Raw genomic sequence first — 15,275 nt, 5'->3', positions numbered from 1 at the left:
AGCCTCGGCAAAAATTTGTATCGAAACGGATGCAAGGACGATTCTCAAAAGCAAAAAAAAACAGGCGACTATCAAAGTCGCCTGCTTTCTGTTGATCACGCCTGCCTCGATCAATCGGCCAGCCAGCCGTATTCCCAATACCGCAGGTTATCGCCGCGCAACACGTAATCGCGCAGCACCACCTCACGCAATTCATCACCCATGCGATAACTGGCATCCGGATCCGCCAGGTGCATGCGGATCGCTTGCAGCCATTCATCCGTGCTGTTGGTCTTGATCCGGGTGCACGGCAAGTAACCGCGATAGGCCTCGGTGTCGGTACAGATCACCGGGTATCCGCAGGCGCCGTATTCCAGCAGCCGCAAGTTGCTCTTGCAGTCGTTGAAGATATGGAATTCCAGCGGCGCCAACGCGAGATCGAGGTTGAGGCTGGCCAGTTTCGCCGGGTACACGTCAAGGCCGATGACGCCATGGAACTCATGCATGTAGGGACGCAGGTCATCCGGGCACATGCCGAAAAACACCCAGTCGACTTCATTGGCCAGTTCACGAACGACCTCGGCGATCACCGCCAGATCACCGTGGTGACTGGTGCCGCCGCCCCAGCCGACCCGCGGTTTCTTCGAGGTCCGACGCTGGCTGCGCAGGTGGCCCCACAAGTCCTTGGCCAACATGTTAGGGACGACACGAATGTCGTGATGCATGTCCGCCAGCGCGTTGGCCAGCGGCGCGGTGGATACCACCGCGCGATCACACAGCCCGATGGCACGCCGCACCATACGCTCCATGTCCTGCTTGCTCGGCATGTTACGGATGTGCGCATTGCGGTGGGGGACGTCGATGACATAGTCGTCGAGTTCGAAGATCCGTCGAGCGTTGAAGTACTTCTTCAGCGGGGGAATTTCATCGATGGCGTGCTCCGAGTAGCGCCCTTGCAGGACGATCACATCAGGCGACTGACGTTCGATATCGATGATCGACGGCAAGCCGTAGCAAATGCGCCCTTCTGCCCGATTGGCCGCTTCCAGTTCGATCATCGGCTGGCTCATGCGGTAATGGCCGATGGCGGAAGCGTTGATCGGTACCACCAGCAGATTGGGCAACTGTGCCTTGGAGAACGCACTCCAACCGGTGCGCAGGCCCGGCTCCAGACTGAAGTTGGTGGCGCCCACGCCCTGCAACGTCAGGTTGACGTTGTAGGCCGGATCGCGCGCCACCAGCGGCAGCCAGCGCTGGTAAAACGTATCCCTCTCCTCGATGTGCTGCGCTTCCTCCTCGGGCGTCGCCACCGCACTTGGCCGTGCCCCCACGGCGAGCACCGCATGAGGGTTCAACACCACCAGATAACCGTCACGGCCAACGCGCAGACACAGGTCAACGACATTGAGCGTTTGCTTGAGGTCCTGTTCGTCCAGCCCGCCGGCGGCTTCGAACACCGACTTGCGAATCATCAGGCAATCACCGCCGACGGCACTCAGGTCATGCACCGCTTGCAGGCGGTGCATGTACCCTTCCGACTGCATCGGCTGACCATAGAACGGCAACCCGACCGGCCCGTTCAAGCCAAGAATCAGACCCGCGTGCAGCACGCCACCGTCCGGGCTGAACAGCTTGGCGCCGACTACCCCGACCTCCGGGCGTTGCGCATGATTGAGCAGTTCGTCGAGCCAGTCGCTCTGGGTAATCACCGCAAAGGCATTGAGCATCAGCACATACTCACCGCGCGCCTGGCTGACGGCAAAGTTGTGCACCGCTGCCGCATTGCCCTTTTGCGGATACCTCAGCACACGCATCCGCTCGCTGCCCATTTGCGCCATACCCTCCAGCCACGCCAGCGCTTCGGCGCTTTCGCTACCGTTGTCGACCAGGAGCAATTCGTACTCGGTGTAGGCGGTCTTTTCCAGCAGTGTCTCGACGCAGCGCTGCAAGGCGGCGGTCTGGTCCTGCGTGACAATGAGCACCGTCACCAGCGGGCGTCGGGCGTGGTGATAGTCGACACGATTGAGCAGCCCGCTGTTAGCGTCGCGAATTTCGTGAGCGATGCCGAGACGTTGCAGATGCGCTTCGAGGATTCGCGGACTTTGCTGCACAACGCCAGGATCAGTGAGCCATTGCGAGAGATCGAACTTCGACTCCAGCAACACTTCAGCAATGTGCCCGACCACTTGCAGGCCATCGCTTTCAACCATACGCCACAGCACATCGTGGGGCGCCAGTTCGGCGAACGTCCAGGTAAAACCGCCGAGCGCCAGAAACCGTTCGCGCTGGAACGCCAGGGCCCGCCCGACGTAAGGGTAACTGCGCATGAGGTCGAGGTTGAAATCCGGCTTGAACGCAGGCTCAGCGGACTCGCCACCACGCAGGCTGCCTTCGTCGCTGTACAGACACGTCAGTGCTCGCGAGTGGACAATGCGATCGGCCATGACCAACAGCGCCGGCGCTACCGGGCAATCACCCGGCTGCAGCAGATAAAACCAGTCGGCGCCTTCCAGTTGCGGCAACAGGGCGTTGATCTGCTCCAGACCGTCATCCTGCAACGGCATGCGGAACACCCGACCGTCCAGTTGCGCTTCGCTACACACCGAGGACAACACCAGCACCAGCTCCGGCGGGTAATCCTGAGCGGCGAGTGCCTCAAGGGTGCGCTCCAGGCCATCGCGACTGCCTTGGGCATCAATGATGATCGGCACGATGCGCGGCTGATGCGACCAGTTCGCGAGGGTTTCCGGCAGCCATTGGCGCTGCGCCTCGGTCAGCACCCGAACGGCCAGCCATTGCGCGTAGAGTTCACCGAAACTGAAGCTGTCGACACCGACGCCCAGTTCCTGACGGCTCTGCTTGGTGCCGAGGGTACGGCTCAGCGGCAGCTCTTCCCAGACCCGAGGCGACTCGTCCGCCTTGGTCAACTGCACATAACGAACCCAGCCCGGCGCCGGCGCCGACTCGCCACTGCGGACCTTGAGCATTTGCGAGATCCACTCGCGCTCGATCTCCGCCGCGTCTTTCATCGGTTGCTGCGCGCTCAGACGCTCGGGGTAAAGTCGCTCGGCACTCAGCACATTGTTGGAGACCACCAGGTTGCCGCGCCGCAGCAGGCAGACATACAAGGCAAAATCCAGGGTCGCGACGAAGCAGGCAGCGTCTTCGGTCAGGGCCGGCAACAATTCGGCGACATCCGCGCGCCGGAACATTGCGCTGCTGAAACCGCCGAGCACGTTGACCGGAAATTTTTCAAAGATGCTCAGTACATCGTCGCCCTTGAGCAAGCCACTGGCCGGCGACAACGAGCTGTTTTCCAGACGTGCCGGCAGGATGATGTCGTTGGCATCCCACAGCAGCCGCTGCGCCACCACCAGACTGACTTCCTCGCGGCGCAGCTCATGGGCCTGCTGTTCGATACACGCCGAATAGAGCAGATCATCGTCACACAGGAACTTGATGAACTCGCCCCGGGACTGCTCAAGGCAGACCTTCAGGTTACCGACCAGTCCCAACGTACGTGGGTTGCGCACGTATCGCACCACCGCGCCTGTCTGCGCCATCACCGATGTGACGATGTCTTCGATCTCGTTGCCACGACTGTCATCGCACACAACGATGTCGAGATTGCCGTAGTTCTGGCTGACGGCACTGTTCAGCGTCCGTTCGAAAAAGCGCGGATTGAAGGCGGGAATGGCAATGCTGACGAGGGGGAGTGAATTCACGGCGGGCTCACAGGCGGTACGAGCCTGCTCGAAAAAGCGAGCCCTGATACCGCTAAAAAACATTAACTGAGGGACAGGGCAAACGGGCGCTCACGCGCCCGCCCACCGTCAGATCTTGTTGAACAGACCCAACTGACTGATCTTGCTGAACGCCAGTTGCGCAGCTTGCAGCATGGTTTGCTGCAAGGTCAGGCGGGTCATGACTTCGGCCGGATCCGAATCACGGATCGAGCCTTGGGTCGTGGAGTTCGCTGTGCTCAAACTCGAGTTGGTGGTGGTCTGCATGTCCAGCGACTGGCCGCGCGCACCAATGGTGGTGACGGAGGTACCAATCTGGTTGGCAGCGGCGTCGATGTTGCCGAGGCCTGCCTCCATGGCGCCCTGCAGTTTCTGCTTGGCGACCGGATCGCCATCGACCGGCGTGTTCAGCGCCGTGATCATCTGGCCCAGGGTGTCGAGCACGTTCTGGGTCTGGTGATTGTTTGGCTGGATCGAGAACTGATCGCCCGCCGCCGGCGTGCCGCCCAAGGCGAAAGTCACACCCGCGGCTGTCGCGTTACTACCGGCCACTGTGCCCGACGATACCGGCTTGCTGTCGGCCGTGACCGGCGCCGCGTACAAATCGAAAGCGGTGGCACTGGTGAACTTGAGAACGGCGCCACCCTGCGGAAATGCCGCGGTGTAGGCGGCCTGGTCGGTGATAGTGGAGCCGGTGATGACGGTCGTCGACGGGTTGCCCGGATTGCGCGTGGTGGTGAACGAGTCTGGCGAAGCCGACAGCTGGAAGCTGTGCCCGGTAATGACGGCATCCGGGTTGGTGTCACCGGCCTTCAGGTTGATGTTCAGCTTCATGTCGACGCCACGGAAGCTGACCGTCTGGTTGGCGCCGCTGCTGTTGCTGACCAGGCCATTCTGGCTTGCCTCGGCGGTCACGTCGTTGCCCAGGGCATCGGTGATTTTCAGCTGGGTGCTGCTGACGAAAGCAACGGTGTAAGGCTGGCCGGCAGTAAACTTGGCGTCGTAGGTTGCAGCGGTGCCAACAGTACCGTTGGACAGCACCACACGACCGTCATCCACCGCCGGAGCGGTCATCTGGGTGTTGGTGCGACCGGTGTTGATGGTTTGCTGAAACGCATCCCAACCGGTGGTGTTGGTGCCGACGGTCATGCCATCGCCGATGCCCAGATTGATGGTGGTCTGGTCGCCGTTGTAAGAGAACGTGCCGTCGGCATTTTTCGAATACGGTGCGGTATCGGTTTTCGAGCCGGAGAACAGGTAATTGCCGTTGGCATCCTTGGCGTTCATCAGACCCAGCACTTGTTGCTGGATCTCGCCCAGTTCCGAGGCGTAAGCCTGGCGGTCCTTGTCAGTCGCGGTGCCGTTGTTCGCGGCCAGGGCCAGCTCTTTGGCACGCCCCAAAGCCGTGGTGATGGCATCCAGCGTGGATTCCTGCACGTTCAACGCACTCTTGGCGCTGTTGATGTTGGTACCGTACTGATCCAGCATCGCGGCTTGCTGACCCAGTTGCAGCAAACGCCCGGCACCGATCGGATCATCGGACGCATTGGTGATGCGCTGCAGGCTGCTCGCCTCGCTGGCGGTGGCGACAGCCTTGTTGAAGTTACGCTGATAGTCCGACGCTTGCGTGCCGTAATACTGGGCGGTGGAAATGCGCATGAATTACGACTCCTTAAAGGCTGTTGATCAGCGTGGCGAAAGTTTCCTGCGCAGCTTTGATGATCTGCGAAGACGCTGTGTAGTACTGCTGATATTTGACCAGGTTGCCGGTTTCTTCATCCAGGTTGACCCCGGACAGCGAATCGCGCGCGCCTTTGGCGTTATCCAGAATCGCCGTGGTCGCGGCGCTGTCGGACTTGCCTTGGGCAGTCTTGGTACCGACGTTGGTCACCAGCTTGTTGTAGGCGTCGGTCAGGCTGATGCCCTTGCTCGCCGAACCGGTATCGACGGTCTGCGCCGTTTGCAGGGCGACCAGCGATTGCGCGTTGCGGTTGTCCGAAGACGCCGCACCGGTCAGGTTCAGGGTGAAGGTTTCGCCGGACTTCGGCGTGCCGCCCACAGTGGTCTGCACGGAGAAGGTTTTCTGTACGTTCGGCGTAACGCTGGTGTCCATCACCGGGTTGCCGCTGGCATCGACGATGCCGACCTTCAGGTCCAGCGTGTTCGCCTGACCGGGAACGATAGTGCCGCTGCTGATGAGGCCGCCCTTGGCATCCACAAAAGAGTAAGACTGGCTGCCCCCGGAGACCGCACCGAACACCAGCTTGACCGGCGTCGAGTTCTTCAGCGCCGCCTGCATGTCAGCCTGGGCAGTCGGGTTGTAGATATCGATCTTGCTGCTGAGCGTCGGCTGAGTGTAAGTGCCCAGACCGTTGGCGCTGGCCACACCGGTCAACGGACCGGCTGCAGCGATTTTCTTCGGATCAGTGAGCACCGTCTGGATGCTCGCGGCCGCATTGCGGGTCGGGGTGATTTTGAAGCTGTCACCGGCGCTCAACGCACCACCCTTGAGGGCGAGGGTGAAACCGTCGATCACTGGCGGCGGATTGGTTGTGGTGCTGAAGGCGCCCAGGTCGGTGCCGTCGGAGCGCTTGACGGTGTAGTCAGTGGCGCTGGTGAAGGTCACTTGATAATCGCTGGTGGTCAGCTTGCCGGTGTCCTTGATGGTGACATCGAGGTTACCGGAACCGGTGCTGTTGCCCGACTGCGCGATGCTGCGCGAACTGACCAGTGCGGCACTGTTGATGTTGTTGAAAATCGCCGCGCCGAAGTCACCGTTCTTGTCGATGCCCTGCGCTTGCTGGCTGTTGACCTGATCAGCGATTACCAGCGCCACTCGGCCCAGCTCGTTGAGCGACGGGTCAAGGACCTCTTTGCGGTAAGTCAGCAGGCCGCCGATTTCGCCACCGCTCATCGCCGAGGTGATGTCGATGGTGCTCGAACCGCGATCCATCTGGATGGCCATGCGCGACGGATCGTCTTTGCTCGCGACCATGCTCAGCGTGTTGGTGGTGTTGCCGATCACCAGCGGCTGACCGCTGCCGATGTAGACGTCGAAACTGGTGCCGCGCTCGACGACCTGTGCACCGGTCAGCTCGGAGAGCTGGCGTACGGCTTCGTTGCGGCTGTCGAGCAGATCGTTCGGCGCACCACCGCTGGTGGAGATCTCACCGATCTTCTGGTTCAGGTTGGCAATCGAGGTGGCCAGCTTGTTCACCTGGGACGTCATGTCGCCCAGGCTGCCATTGATGGTGGTGTTCTGGTCGTTGAGCTGTTTGGCGATGGTGTTGAAACGACTGGTCAGCGCCTGCGCACCGGTCAGCACCGATTGACGGGAGGTGTCATCAGTCGCCGAGGTCGAAACGCCCTGCATCGTGGTGAAGAATTTTTGCAGCACACCGGTCAGGCCGGTGTTGGTGTCCGACAACATGGAGTCCAGCGGCGTGGCTTGCGCCAGAAACGCGGCCGATTCGCTGTCGAGCGAGGTGGCCGTGTGCAGTTGGCTTTCCAGGTACGAGTTGTACACCCGGCGCACGTCAGCCAGGGTGGTGCCGGTACCGATGAACACGGTGCCGAACTGCTGCGAGGATTTGGTGCCCTGCACGGTTTGCTGACGTGAATAACCGGCGGTGTCGACGTTGGCAATGTTGTTGCCTGTCGTAGCCAAAGAGGACTGGCTGGCCGACAGTCCCGACATCCCGATATTGAGCAAACTCATGGTTCAGACCTTATACCTTGTGCCTTAAAAAGGCGTGGTGGATACACCCGCCGCAGCGTAGTTTTGGAAACTGTTCATCTGCTTGGCTATCTGCGAAATCTTGCTTGCGTAGTTCGGGTCGGTGGCGTAACCGGCCTTTTGCAACTCGCGTACAAACTGTTCTGGGTTATCGGCAGACTTCACGACATCTTGATAGCGATTATTGCTCTGCAGCAAAGTCACCAGATCGTGGAAGCTGTCCTTGTACGAGGCGTAGGAACGGAACTCGGCCGTCTCCTTGACCATCTCGCCATTGCGGAACTCGCTGGTGATCGCCCGGGCCGAATCGCCCTTCCAGTTACTGCTCGCCTTGATGCCGAACAGGTTGTGGCTGCTGCTGCCATCCTGAGCACGCATGACCGACTTGCCCCAACCGGTTTCCAGCGCCGCTTGCGCCACCAGATAACGTGGATCGACGCCGATGCGGTCGGCCGCTTCCTTGGCCATCGGCAGCATGGTGTTGACGAACTCGTCGGCGGAACTGAAGGCTTTCTTCGCTGGCGCCAACGGAATCTGTGCCACGGCGCGACCGTAAATCTGCATCTGCCCGCCAGAGGCTTTTTCGCTCTCGGCGCGGGCCAGCCAGTCGCCGTTGTACAGCGGACCGGCGCCGGTTGTGGCGGTGCTGTTCGCGCGCTGCGGCAATTGCGTGGTGGCTGCCGGCGTAGCCGACGGCACCAGGCCGGCGAGCAGACGATCAGCCAGTTTCGGCGGCAAAGCCAGACGACGCTGATTGATCAGCTCCATGTCGTTGCGATGGGCCAGTTGCGTATTCGGTGCATTCACCGAACGCGACGCCCACAACGGACGCTCGCCATTGAGCCGCGACAACGGGCCATTGGTGGCAACGGTACCAGCGGCAACCGGTGTGACCACGGCTGCAGCTTTCGCCTTGGCTTCTTCCTGCTTGGCGGCGGACGCGGCAGCGGCCTCGCCCGGCGCCATCGGTTTGTTCTTCGACATCTGGCGCATCAGCACGTCGGCCAGACCGATACCACCGCCCTCGCGGGACATGGAAACGGCCAGTTGCTGGTCGTACATTTCCTGATACTGCTTGGCCGCCGGCGTGTTGAGCGGGTTGTCCTGGCCTAGCGCTTCGGTGGCTGAACGCATCGACTTGAGCATTTCGCCGAGGAACAGCGATTCGAATTCCTGCGCCACCTTGCGCATGTTCGCATCGCTGTTCTTGTCGCCGACCTTGAGCTGGTTCAGGCGGTTGAGGTCCGAGTAGGAGCCCGAATCGCTGCTATTGACCAGACCGCTTTTGCGCATATCCATAAGTGTCGGCCTCAGATCACGATCAGGTCGGCTTGCAACGCGCCGGCCTGCTTCAAGGCTTCGAGAATGGCCATCAAGTCACCCGGCGCCGCGCCGACCTGGTTCACCGCACGGACGATTTCGTCGAGGGTGGTGCCCGGGCCGAACTTGAACATCGGTTTGGCTTCCTGCTCGGCATTCACCCGCGAGCGCGGCACGACCGCAGTCTGACCATTGGACAGAGGGCCGGGCTGGCTGACGATCGGGTCTTCGGTGATGGTCACGGTCAGGCTGCCGTGGGTCACGGCGGCTGGCGAGACCTTCACGTTCTGGCCGATGACGATGGTGCCGGTCCGCGAGTTGATGATGACTTTCGCCACCGCCTGACCCGGATCGACTTCGAGGTTTTCCAGGATCGACAAGTAGTCGACGCGCTGGCTCGGATCGAGCGGCGCAGTGACACGGATCGAACCGCCGTCAATGGCTTGCGCAACGCCAGGGCCGAGCATGTCGTTGATCTTGTCGACGATACGTTTGGCCGTGGTGAAGTCGGAACGGTTGAGGTTCAGCGTCAGGCTATTGCCTTGATTGAAACCGCTCGGTACCGAACGCTCCACCGAGGCACCGCCCGGAATGCGACCGGCCGACGGAACGTTGACGGTGATCTTCGAACCGTCGCGACCTTCGGCATCAAAACCGCCAACCACCAGGTTGCCCTGAGCGATGGCATAGACGTTGCCGTCGATACCCTTGAGCGGAGTCAGCAACAGGGTGCCGCCGCGCAGGCTCTTGGAGTTACCGATGGAAGACACGGTGATATCGACTTGCTGACCCGGCTTGGCGAACGCCGGCAGATCGGCACTCACCGACACCGCCGCAACGTTTTTCAACTGCACGTTACCCGATCCCGGCGGCACCTTGATGCCGAACTGCGAGAGCATGTTGTTGAAGGTCTGCAGGGTGAACGGGGTTTGCGTCGTCTGGTCACCGGTGCCGTTAAGCCCGACCACCAGGCCGTAACCGATCAACTGGTTGGAACGCACGCCGGAAATGCTGGCGATATCTTTCAGCCGCTCGGCTTGTGCATTGAAGGCCGCCGACAACATAACAGCGGCCAGCATGAGGCTCTTGAAATTCAACGTAGCCACCTAGAAAGGGAACAGCGGGCTGAGGAAGAAACGGTCGAACCAGCCTGGCTGACTCGCATCGGCAAACGAACCGGTGCCCGAGTAGGTGATGCGTGCATCGGCGACACGGGTCGACGACACGGTGTTGTCAGTGGCGATGTCATCGGCACGCACCAGACCGGCAATCCTCACCAGCTCATCGCCGGTGTTGAGGGTCATCCACTTCTCGCCGCGTACGGCAATGATGCCGTTAGGCAAAACGTCGGCCACGGTCACGGTGATCGAGCCGGTCAGGGTGTTGCCCTGCGCCGCCTTGCTGTCGCCCTTGGTCGCGCGGTCGCCGCTGTAGCCGACGTCCAGGCTCAAATCGTTACCGCCCAACGGATTGTTGGTGGTACCGCTGCCGCCGAACAGCGAGGTCAGGCCGATGCCGGTCTTGCTGTTCTTGGCCACTTGCGAGTTGGCGTTTTTGCTCGCCTGGGTCTTCTCGTTCAGGGTGATGGTGATGATGTCACCGACCCGGAACGCCTTGCGGTCGCTGTACAGGTTCTGTTCGAAACCGGCCTGATAGATCGAGCCGTTATTGGCCGCAGCCGGCAGCGGCGTGCGCGGCAACACCGGGGCGTAGTAAGGGTCATTGGGCTTGGGCGTCGGGGCGACGCAGCCCGCGAGCGAGACGACTCCACTCAATGCCAGAACAGATACGAAGCGATTCATGACCCTACCTCACGGTGTTGCAGGCGACCTCATGGCCGCCTCATAGACTTGATTACAGATTCTGCGTTACGAACGAGAGCATCTGGTCGGCGGTGGAGATCACCTTGGAGTTCATCTCGTAAGCGCGCTGAGTGGTGATCATGTTGACCATCTCTTCAACGGTGCTGACGTTGGAGGTTTCCAGGGTGTTCTGCAGCGTGGTGCCGAAACCGTTCAGGCCCGGGGTGCCGACTTGCGGCGCGCCGGAAGCGGCGGTTTCCAGGAACAGGTTGTTGCCCACGGCTTGCAGACCGGCCGGGTTGATGAAGTCGGCGGTTTGCAGGTTGCCGATCACCTGAGCAGCCGGGTTACCGGCGATGGAAACGGAAACGGTGCCGTCACGGCCAACGGTAAAGGTCTGAGCATCGTTCGGAATGACGATGGCCGGTTCCAGGGCGAAACCGCTGGCGTTGACGATCTGGCCGTTGGAGTCGAGGTGGAAAGTACCGTCACGGGTGTAGGACGTGGTGCCGTCCGGCTGCAGAATCTGGAAGAAACCGCGACCGTCGATGGCCATGTCCAGCGGCTGCTCGGTGGTTTGCAGGCTGCCGGCGGTGAAGTTTTTCTGGGTGCCGACGATGCGCACACCGGTACCCACTTGCAGACCCGACGGCAGTTCGCTGTCCTGAGTCGACTGGGCGCCTGGCTGACGCTTGATCTGATACAGCAGGTCCTGGAACTCGGCGCGGTCACGTTTGAAACCCGTGGTCGACACGTTCGCCAGGTTGTTGGAAATGGTGGTCAGGTTGGTGTCCTGGGCGGACAGACCGGTTTTGGCAACCCATAGAGCCGGAAGCATTCGATTCTCCTCGTGCGCCTGTTTTTCGGCGCGACGTTCTGATAATTAGCTGATCTGCAAGACCCGAGCCATGGCCTGGTCGTCGTCTTTGGCGGTGTTCATCATCTTGACGTGCAACTCGAACTGCTTGGCCAATGCCAGCACCGAGGTCATCTCTTCAACGGCGTTGACGTTGCTCGACTCCAGGAAACCCGACACCAGTTTGACGTTGGCGTCGGCCGGCGCAGGCTGGCCGTCCTTGGTGTAGATCGAGCCGTCAAGGCCCTTGTTCATGTTCTTGATGTCCGGGTTGACCAGCTTGATGCGGTCGACTTCCGCCATGACGCGCGGGCCTTCGCCCATCGCACGAATGCTGATGGTGCCGTCTTCACCGACTTCGATCTGCTGCTCGGGCGGCACGGCGATCGGACCGCCATTGCCCATCACCGGCATGCCGTTGCCGGCACGCAGAACGCCGAGGGCGTCAACGTTGAGGCTGCCGGTGCGCACGTAGCTTTCGCCGCCGTTAGGGTTCTGCACGGCAATGAAACCGTTACCGGTGACCGCGACGTCGAGGTCACGACCGGTCTGCACCAGCGAGCCCGGGGTGAAATCGGTGGCGGGCCGTTCGCTCAGGGCAAACGCACGCGCCGGAAAGCTGTCACCGAACACCGGCATCGAACGCGCCTGCTCCAGGTCGCGCTGAAAACCGTTGGTGGAGATGTTCGCCAGGTTGTTGGCATGAGCCTTCTGCGCCAGTGCGTTCTGGCTGGCGCCGGTCATTGCCACATAAAGGTACTTGTCCACACTCTTTCCTCTGCATGCCGGACGTTTGCCGCCCACCGCTGTACTGCTGAGCCATAAGCAATTTGCAGACCAACTTTTTCCTGACGGCCAAAGGCCCGGTAAACAAAGGACTTGGAAGGTTTTGCGGGGATTGTGGAAATGTATCGAAGTCGAAAAACCGGCGGTGTTATGCCGCTTCGCGGCAATAGATCAAAAGATCGCAGCGTGCCGCAGCTCCTACAGGAATCCGCATTCCAACTGTAGGAGCTGCCGAAGGCTGCGATCTTTTGATCTTAGGCTTCAGGCTCTTTGCCCACTTCGTATTCGCGGAGCTTATTGGCAATCGTCGTATGCGAAACGCCCAACCGCTTGCCCAGTTGCCGACTGCTCGGATGCTCGGAATACAGGCGCTCCAGCACGGCTTTCTCGAAGCGCCCGACAATTTCATCCAGCCCACCTTCCAGCGAGAAATCGCCAAGCGGCTGACGCACACCATAATCCGGCAGACGAATATGTTCAGCTTTCACCGTACCGCCATCGCACAGTGAAACCGCCTGGAAGAGCACGTTCTCCAGTTGTCGCACGTTGCCCGGCCAATGGTAATGACTGAGCCGGTCCATCGCCGCCGGCGCCAGTTTCGGCAGCGAACAGCCGATCTGCCGACTGGCCTGATCAAGGAAATGCTCGACCAGTGGGGTCAACCCGTCGAGGCATTCGCGCAGCGGCGGAATGTGTAGGGAGAGCACGTTCAATCGGTGGTACAAATCCTGACGAAACTCGCCCCGCGCGCACAGCTCCGACAAGTCCACCTGAGTGGCGCAGATCACCCGCACATCCAGATAAACCTCTTCATCGCTGCCGACGCGACGGAAGCAACCATCCTGCAGAAAACGCAGCAACTTCACTTGCAAGCGCGGGCTCATTTCACCGACACCGTCAAGAAACAGCGTACCGCCCGCCGTCAACTCCAGCAGCCCGAGCTTGCCTTCGGCCCGCGCCCCTTCGAAGGCACCGGGGCCATAACCGAACAGCTCGGTCTCGGCCATCGACTCCGGCAAGCCTGCGCAGTTGAGCGCCATCAGCGGCGACTGTCCGCGCGGGCTGGCGAGGTGGCAAGCGCGCGCGAGCAATTCCTTGCCAGTACCGGTTTCGCCTTCAATTAATAACGGTGCATCCAGCGGGGCCATACGCCGCGCTTCACGCACGACGGCAGCCATGACTTTCGAACTTTGAAAGATGCTGTCGAAGCCACGCAGCTCCTGCTTGCGCACGTTGTAGATGCGCTCGCCAACACGGTCGGCGCGATGCAAGGTCAGCACCGCGCCGGCCATGGCCTCGCTGTCGTCGTGCTCCGACTGCAGTGGCGCGATGTCAGCCAGAAAGATGTCGCCCTTGACCTTGACCCGCATGCCGTTGATTCGCGATTTATTGGCGCGCACCAGTTCCGGCAAGTCGAAATCCTCGGCGTAACGCGACAGCGGAATGCCCGGCACTTCATCGACCCGCACCCCGAGCAACTGCGCCGCCGCTCGGTTGGCGGCGACGATCGAGCCGCCCATGTCGATCGACAACACCGGAAACTCCAGAGCGCCGAGCAACGCGTTCAACTCCATGTGCCGTCGCTCGCTGGGCATCAGCCCTACCCGCTTGACGCCGAACACCCCGGCGATCGCCTCGAACTTTGGACGAAGCGCCTGGAACTGGATATTGATCAGGTTCGGGCAGTGCAGGTAGATCGCATTACCGTGCTCGCCACCGACCTCGCCGCGCGCCACGTTGATCCCGTAAGCGACAAGCAGGTTGAGAATGTCGCGCAGGATGCCGATGCGGTTCTGGCAGTGGACTTTGATGCGCATATAAATGACCTGTGAAGACAGTAATACCTGTAGGAGTGAGCCTGCTCGCGATAGCGGTGGGTCAATTAATATTGATGCTGACTGATACACCGTTATCGCGAGCAGGCTCACTCCCACAAGGGAACGGCGCCGGACTTTTCTGTCGAGGCACGCAGATAGTTGTCAAGATTATGTGACAGCCGCAGGCCTTTTCAAACCCGTGAATCACCGCAAACGCGAGATATCCGCGAAACCGTAACGATAAGTTTACGAATTAAAGAGAAATTTCCTACGCGCAGGCCCTTCAACCTGCTGCACATCAACACGCTCTCAGGTAATTCTGAGTCCATCGCTGGACATAACAAGAACGAATTCCCCTAGCAGGAGAGCAGTATGAAGCAGACGCTATACGTGGCCCGCGAGCCCGATGCGCAAGGTTTTATCGACTACCCCGCCGAAGAACACGCGGTGTGGAACACGCTGATCACTCGCCAGCTGAAAGTGATCGAGGGTCGTGCGTGCCAGGAGTACCTGGACGGTATCGAAAAACTCGGTCTGCCCCACGACCGCATTCCGCAACTGGGCGAGATCAATAAGGTGCTCGGCGAGACCACCGGTTGGCAGGTCGCCCGTGTGCCGGCACTGATTCCCTTCCAGACCTTTTTTGAATTGCTCGCGAGCAAGCAGTTTCCAGTCGCAACTTTTATCCGCACCCGCGAAGAGCTGGACTACCTGCAAGAACCGGATATTTTCCACGAGATCTTTGGTCACTGCCCATTGCTGACCAATCCGTACTTCGCCGAATTCACCCACACCTACGGCAAACTCGGACTGCAAGCGAGCAAAGAAGAACGCGTGTATCTGGCGCGCCTGTACTGGATGACCATCGAGTTCGGCCTGGTCGAGACCCCGCAAGGCAAACGCATCTACGGCGGCGGTATCCTGTCTTCGCCAAAAGAAACCGTTTACTCGCTGTCGGACGAACCCGAGCATCAGGCATTCGACCCGCTCGAAGCCATGCGCACGCCGTACCGCATCGACATCCTGCAACCGCTGTACTTTGTCTTGCCGAACCTCAAGCGTCTGTTCGACGTGGCCCATGAAGACATCATGGCCATGGTTCGCCAAGGCATGCAGTTGGGTCTGCACGCGCCGAAATTTCCGCCGAAACCCAAAGCCGCGTGAACCGCGACTTTTACTGACAATTGAGCCTGTCAGTCGCCGCCACTTTGATTTAGCGTGACGGCATTGCCGGCT

At 60.5% G+C, this 15,275-nt stretch carries 10 protein-coding genes; 1 reads left to right on the top strand and 9 read right to left on the bottom strand.

What is annotated here, in order from left to right; translation table 11 throughout:
- Positions 1–110: 110 nt before the first annotated feature.
- The 9 genes from P3G59_RS08205 to P3G59_RS08165 form a co-directional block, all read right to left on the bottom strand.
- Positions 111–3,704: a glycosyltransferase gene (locus P3G59_RS08205; protein ID WP_277761167.1), complete on the bottom strand. Its 3,594-nt coding sequence runs from the start codon at positions 3,702–3,704 to the stop codon at positions 111–113.
- Positions 3,705–3,812: 108 nt separating this feature from the next.
- Positions 3,813–5,381 (bottom strand): flagellar hook-associated protein 3, encoded by a 1,569-nt coding sequence (locus P3G59_RS08200; protein WP_277761166.1) that lies wholly within the window; start codon positions 5,379–5,381, stop codon positions 3,813–3,815.
- 13 nt (positions 5,382–5,394) lie between these two features.
- Complete coding sequence (gene flgK / locus P3G59_RS08195; protein ID WP_277761165.1) at positions 5,395–7,440, bottom strand: flagellar hook-associated protein FlgK; 2,046 nt, start codon at positions 7,438–7,440, stop codon at positions 5,395–5,397.
- Between the two features lie 24 nt (positions 7,441–7,464).
- On the bottom strand, positions 7,465–8,757 hold the full coding sequence (flgJ, locus tag P3G59_RS08190; RefSeq protein WP_277761164.1) for a flagellar assembly peptidoglycan hydrolase FlgJ: 1,293 nt from the start codon (positions 8,755–8,757) through the stop codon (positions 7,465–7,467).
- A gap of 11 nt (positions 8,758–8,768) precedes the next feature.
- Entirely contained in the window at positions 8,769–9,857 is a 1,089-nt protein-coding gene (locus tag P3G59_RS08185) for a flagellar basal body P-ring protein FlgI (RefSeq protein WP_103305340.1), read from the bottom strand.
- Positions 9,858–9,884: 27 nt separating this feature from the next.
- Positions 9,885–10,580: a flagellar basal body L-ring protein FlgH gene (flgH, locus tag P3G59_RS08180; RefSeq protein WP_277761163.1), complete on the bottom strand. Its 696-nt coding sequence runs from the start codon at positions 10,578–10,580 to the stop codon at positions 9,885–9,887.
- Between the two features lie 52 nt (positions 10,581–10,632).
- A complete protein-coding gene (gene flgG / locus P3G59_RS08175; protein WP_277761162.1) occupies positions 10,633–11,418 on the bottom strand; it encodes a flagellar basal-body rod protein FlgG in 786 nt (261 codons plus the stop codon).
- Between the two features lie 45 nt (positions 11,419–11,463).
- Complete coding sequence (locus P3G59_RS08170) at positions 11,464–12,204, bottom strand: flagellar basal body rod protein FlgF (protein ID WP_277761161.1); 741 nt, start codon at positions 12,202–12,204, stop codon at positions 11,464–11,466.
- Positions 12,205–12,476: 272 nt separating this feature from the next.
- A complete protein-coding gene (locus tag P3G59_RS08165; RefSeq protein ID WP_277761160.1) occupies positions 12,477–14,039 on the bottom strand; it encodes a sigma-54-dependent transcriptional regulator in 1,563 nt (520 codons plus the stop codon).
- A gap of 372 nt (positions 14,040–14,411) precedes the next feature.
- Here P3G59_RS08165 and phhA point away from each other — a divergent pair, with 372 nt between their 5' ends.
- Positions 14,412–15,203 carry a phenylalanine 4-monooxygenase gene (gene phhA / locus P3G59_RS08160; protein ID WP_277761159.1) on the top strand — a complete coding sequence of 264 codons (792 nt, stop codon included), beginning with the start codon at positions 14,412–14,414 and terminating at the stop codon, positions 15,201–15,203.
- Positions 15,204–15,275: the final 72 nt, after the last annotated feature.

The organism is Pseudomonas sp. A34-9 (assembly GCF_029543085.1).
Lineage (GTDB): Bacteria > Pseudomonadota > Gammaproteobacteria > Pseudomonadales > Pseudomonadaceae > Aquipseudomonas.
Note: the sequence above shows the minus strand (reverse complement) of the source record. Positions and strands in the feature narration are given on the sequence as shown.

What these genes read in the sequence shown, in the direction of transcription:
- P3G59_RS08165 (WP_277761160.1), bottom strand. Translation starts at nt 14,039, where the DNA reads ATGCGCATCAAAGTCCACTGCCAGAACCGCATCGGCATCCTGCGCGAC.
- P3G59_RS08185 (WP_103305340.1), bottom strand. Translation starts at nt 9,857, where the DNA reads ATGCTGGCCGCTGTTATGTTGTCGGCGGCCTTCAATGCACAAGCCGAG.
- flgJ (WP_277761164.1), bottom strand. Translation starts at nt 8,757, where the DNA reads ATGGATATGCGCAAAAGCGGTCTGGTCAATAGCAGCGATTCGGGCTCC.
- flgK (WP_277761165.1), bottom strand. Translation starts at nt 7,440, where the DNA reads ATGAGTTTGCTCAATATCGGGATGTCGGGACTGTCGGCCAGCCAGTCC.
- P3G59_RS08200 (WP_277761166.1), bottom strand. Translation starts at nt 5,381, where the DNA reads ATGCGCATTTCCACCGCCCAGTATTACGGCACGCAAGCGTCGGACTAT.
- flgH (WP_277761163.1), bottom strand. Translation starts at nt 10,580, where the DNA reads ATGAATCGCTTCGTATCTGTTCTGGCATTGAGTGGAGTCGTCTCGCTC.
- flgG (WP_277761162.1), bottom strand. Translation starts at nt 11,418, where the DNA reads ATGCTTCCGGCTCTATGGGTTGCCAAAACCGGTCTGTCCGCCCAGGAC.
- phhA (WP_277761159.1), top strand. Translation starts at nt 14,412, where the DNA reads ATGAAGCAGACGCTATACGTGGCCCGCGAGCCCGATGCGCAAGGTTTT.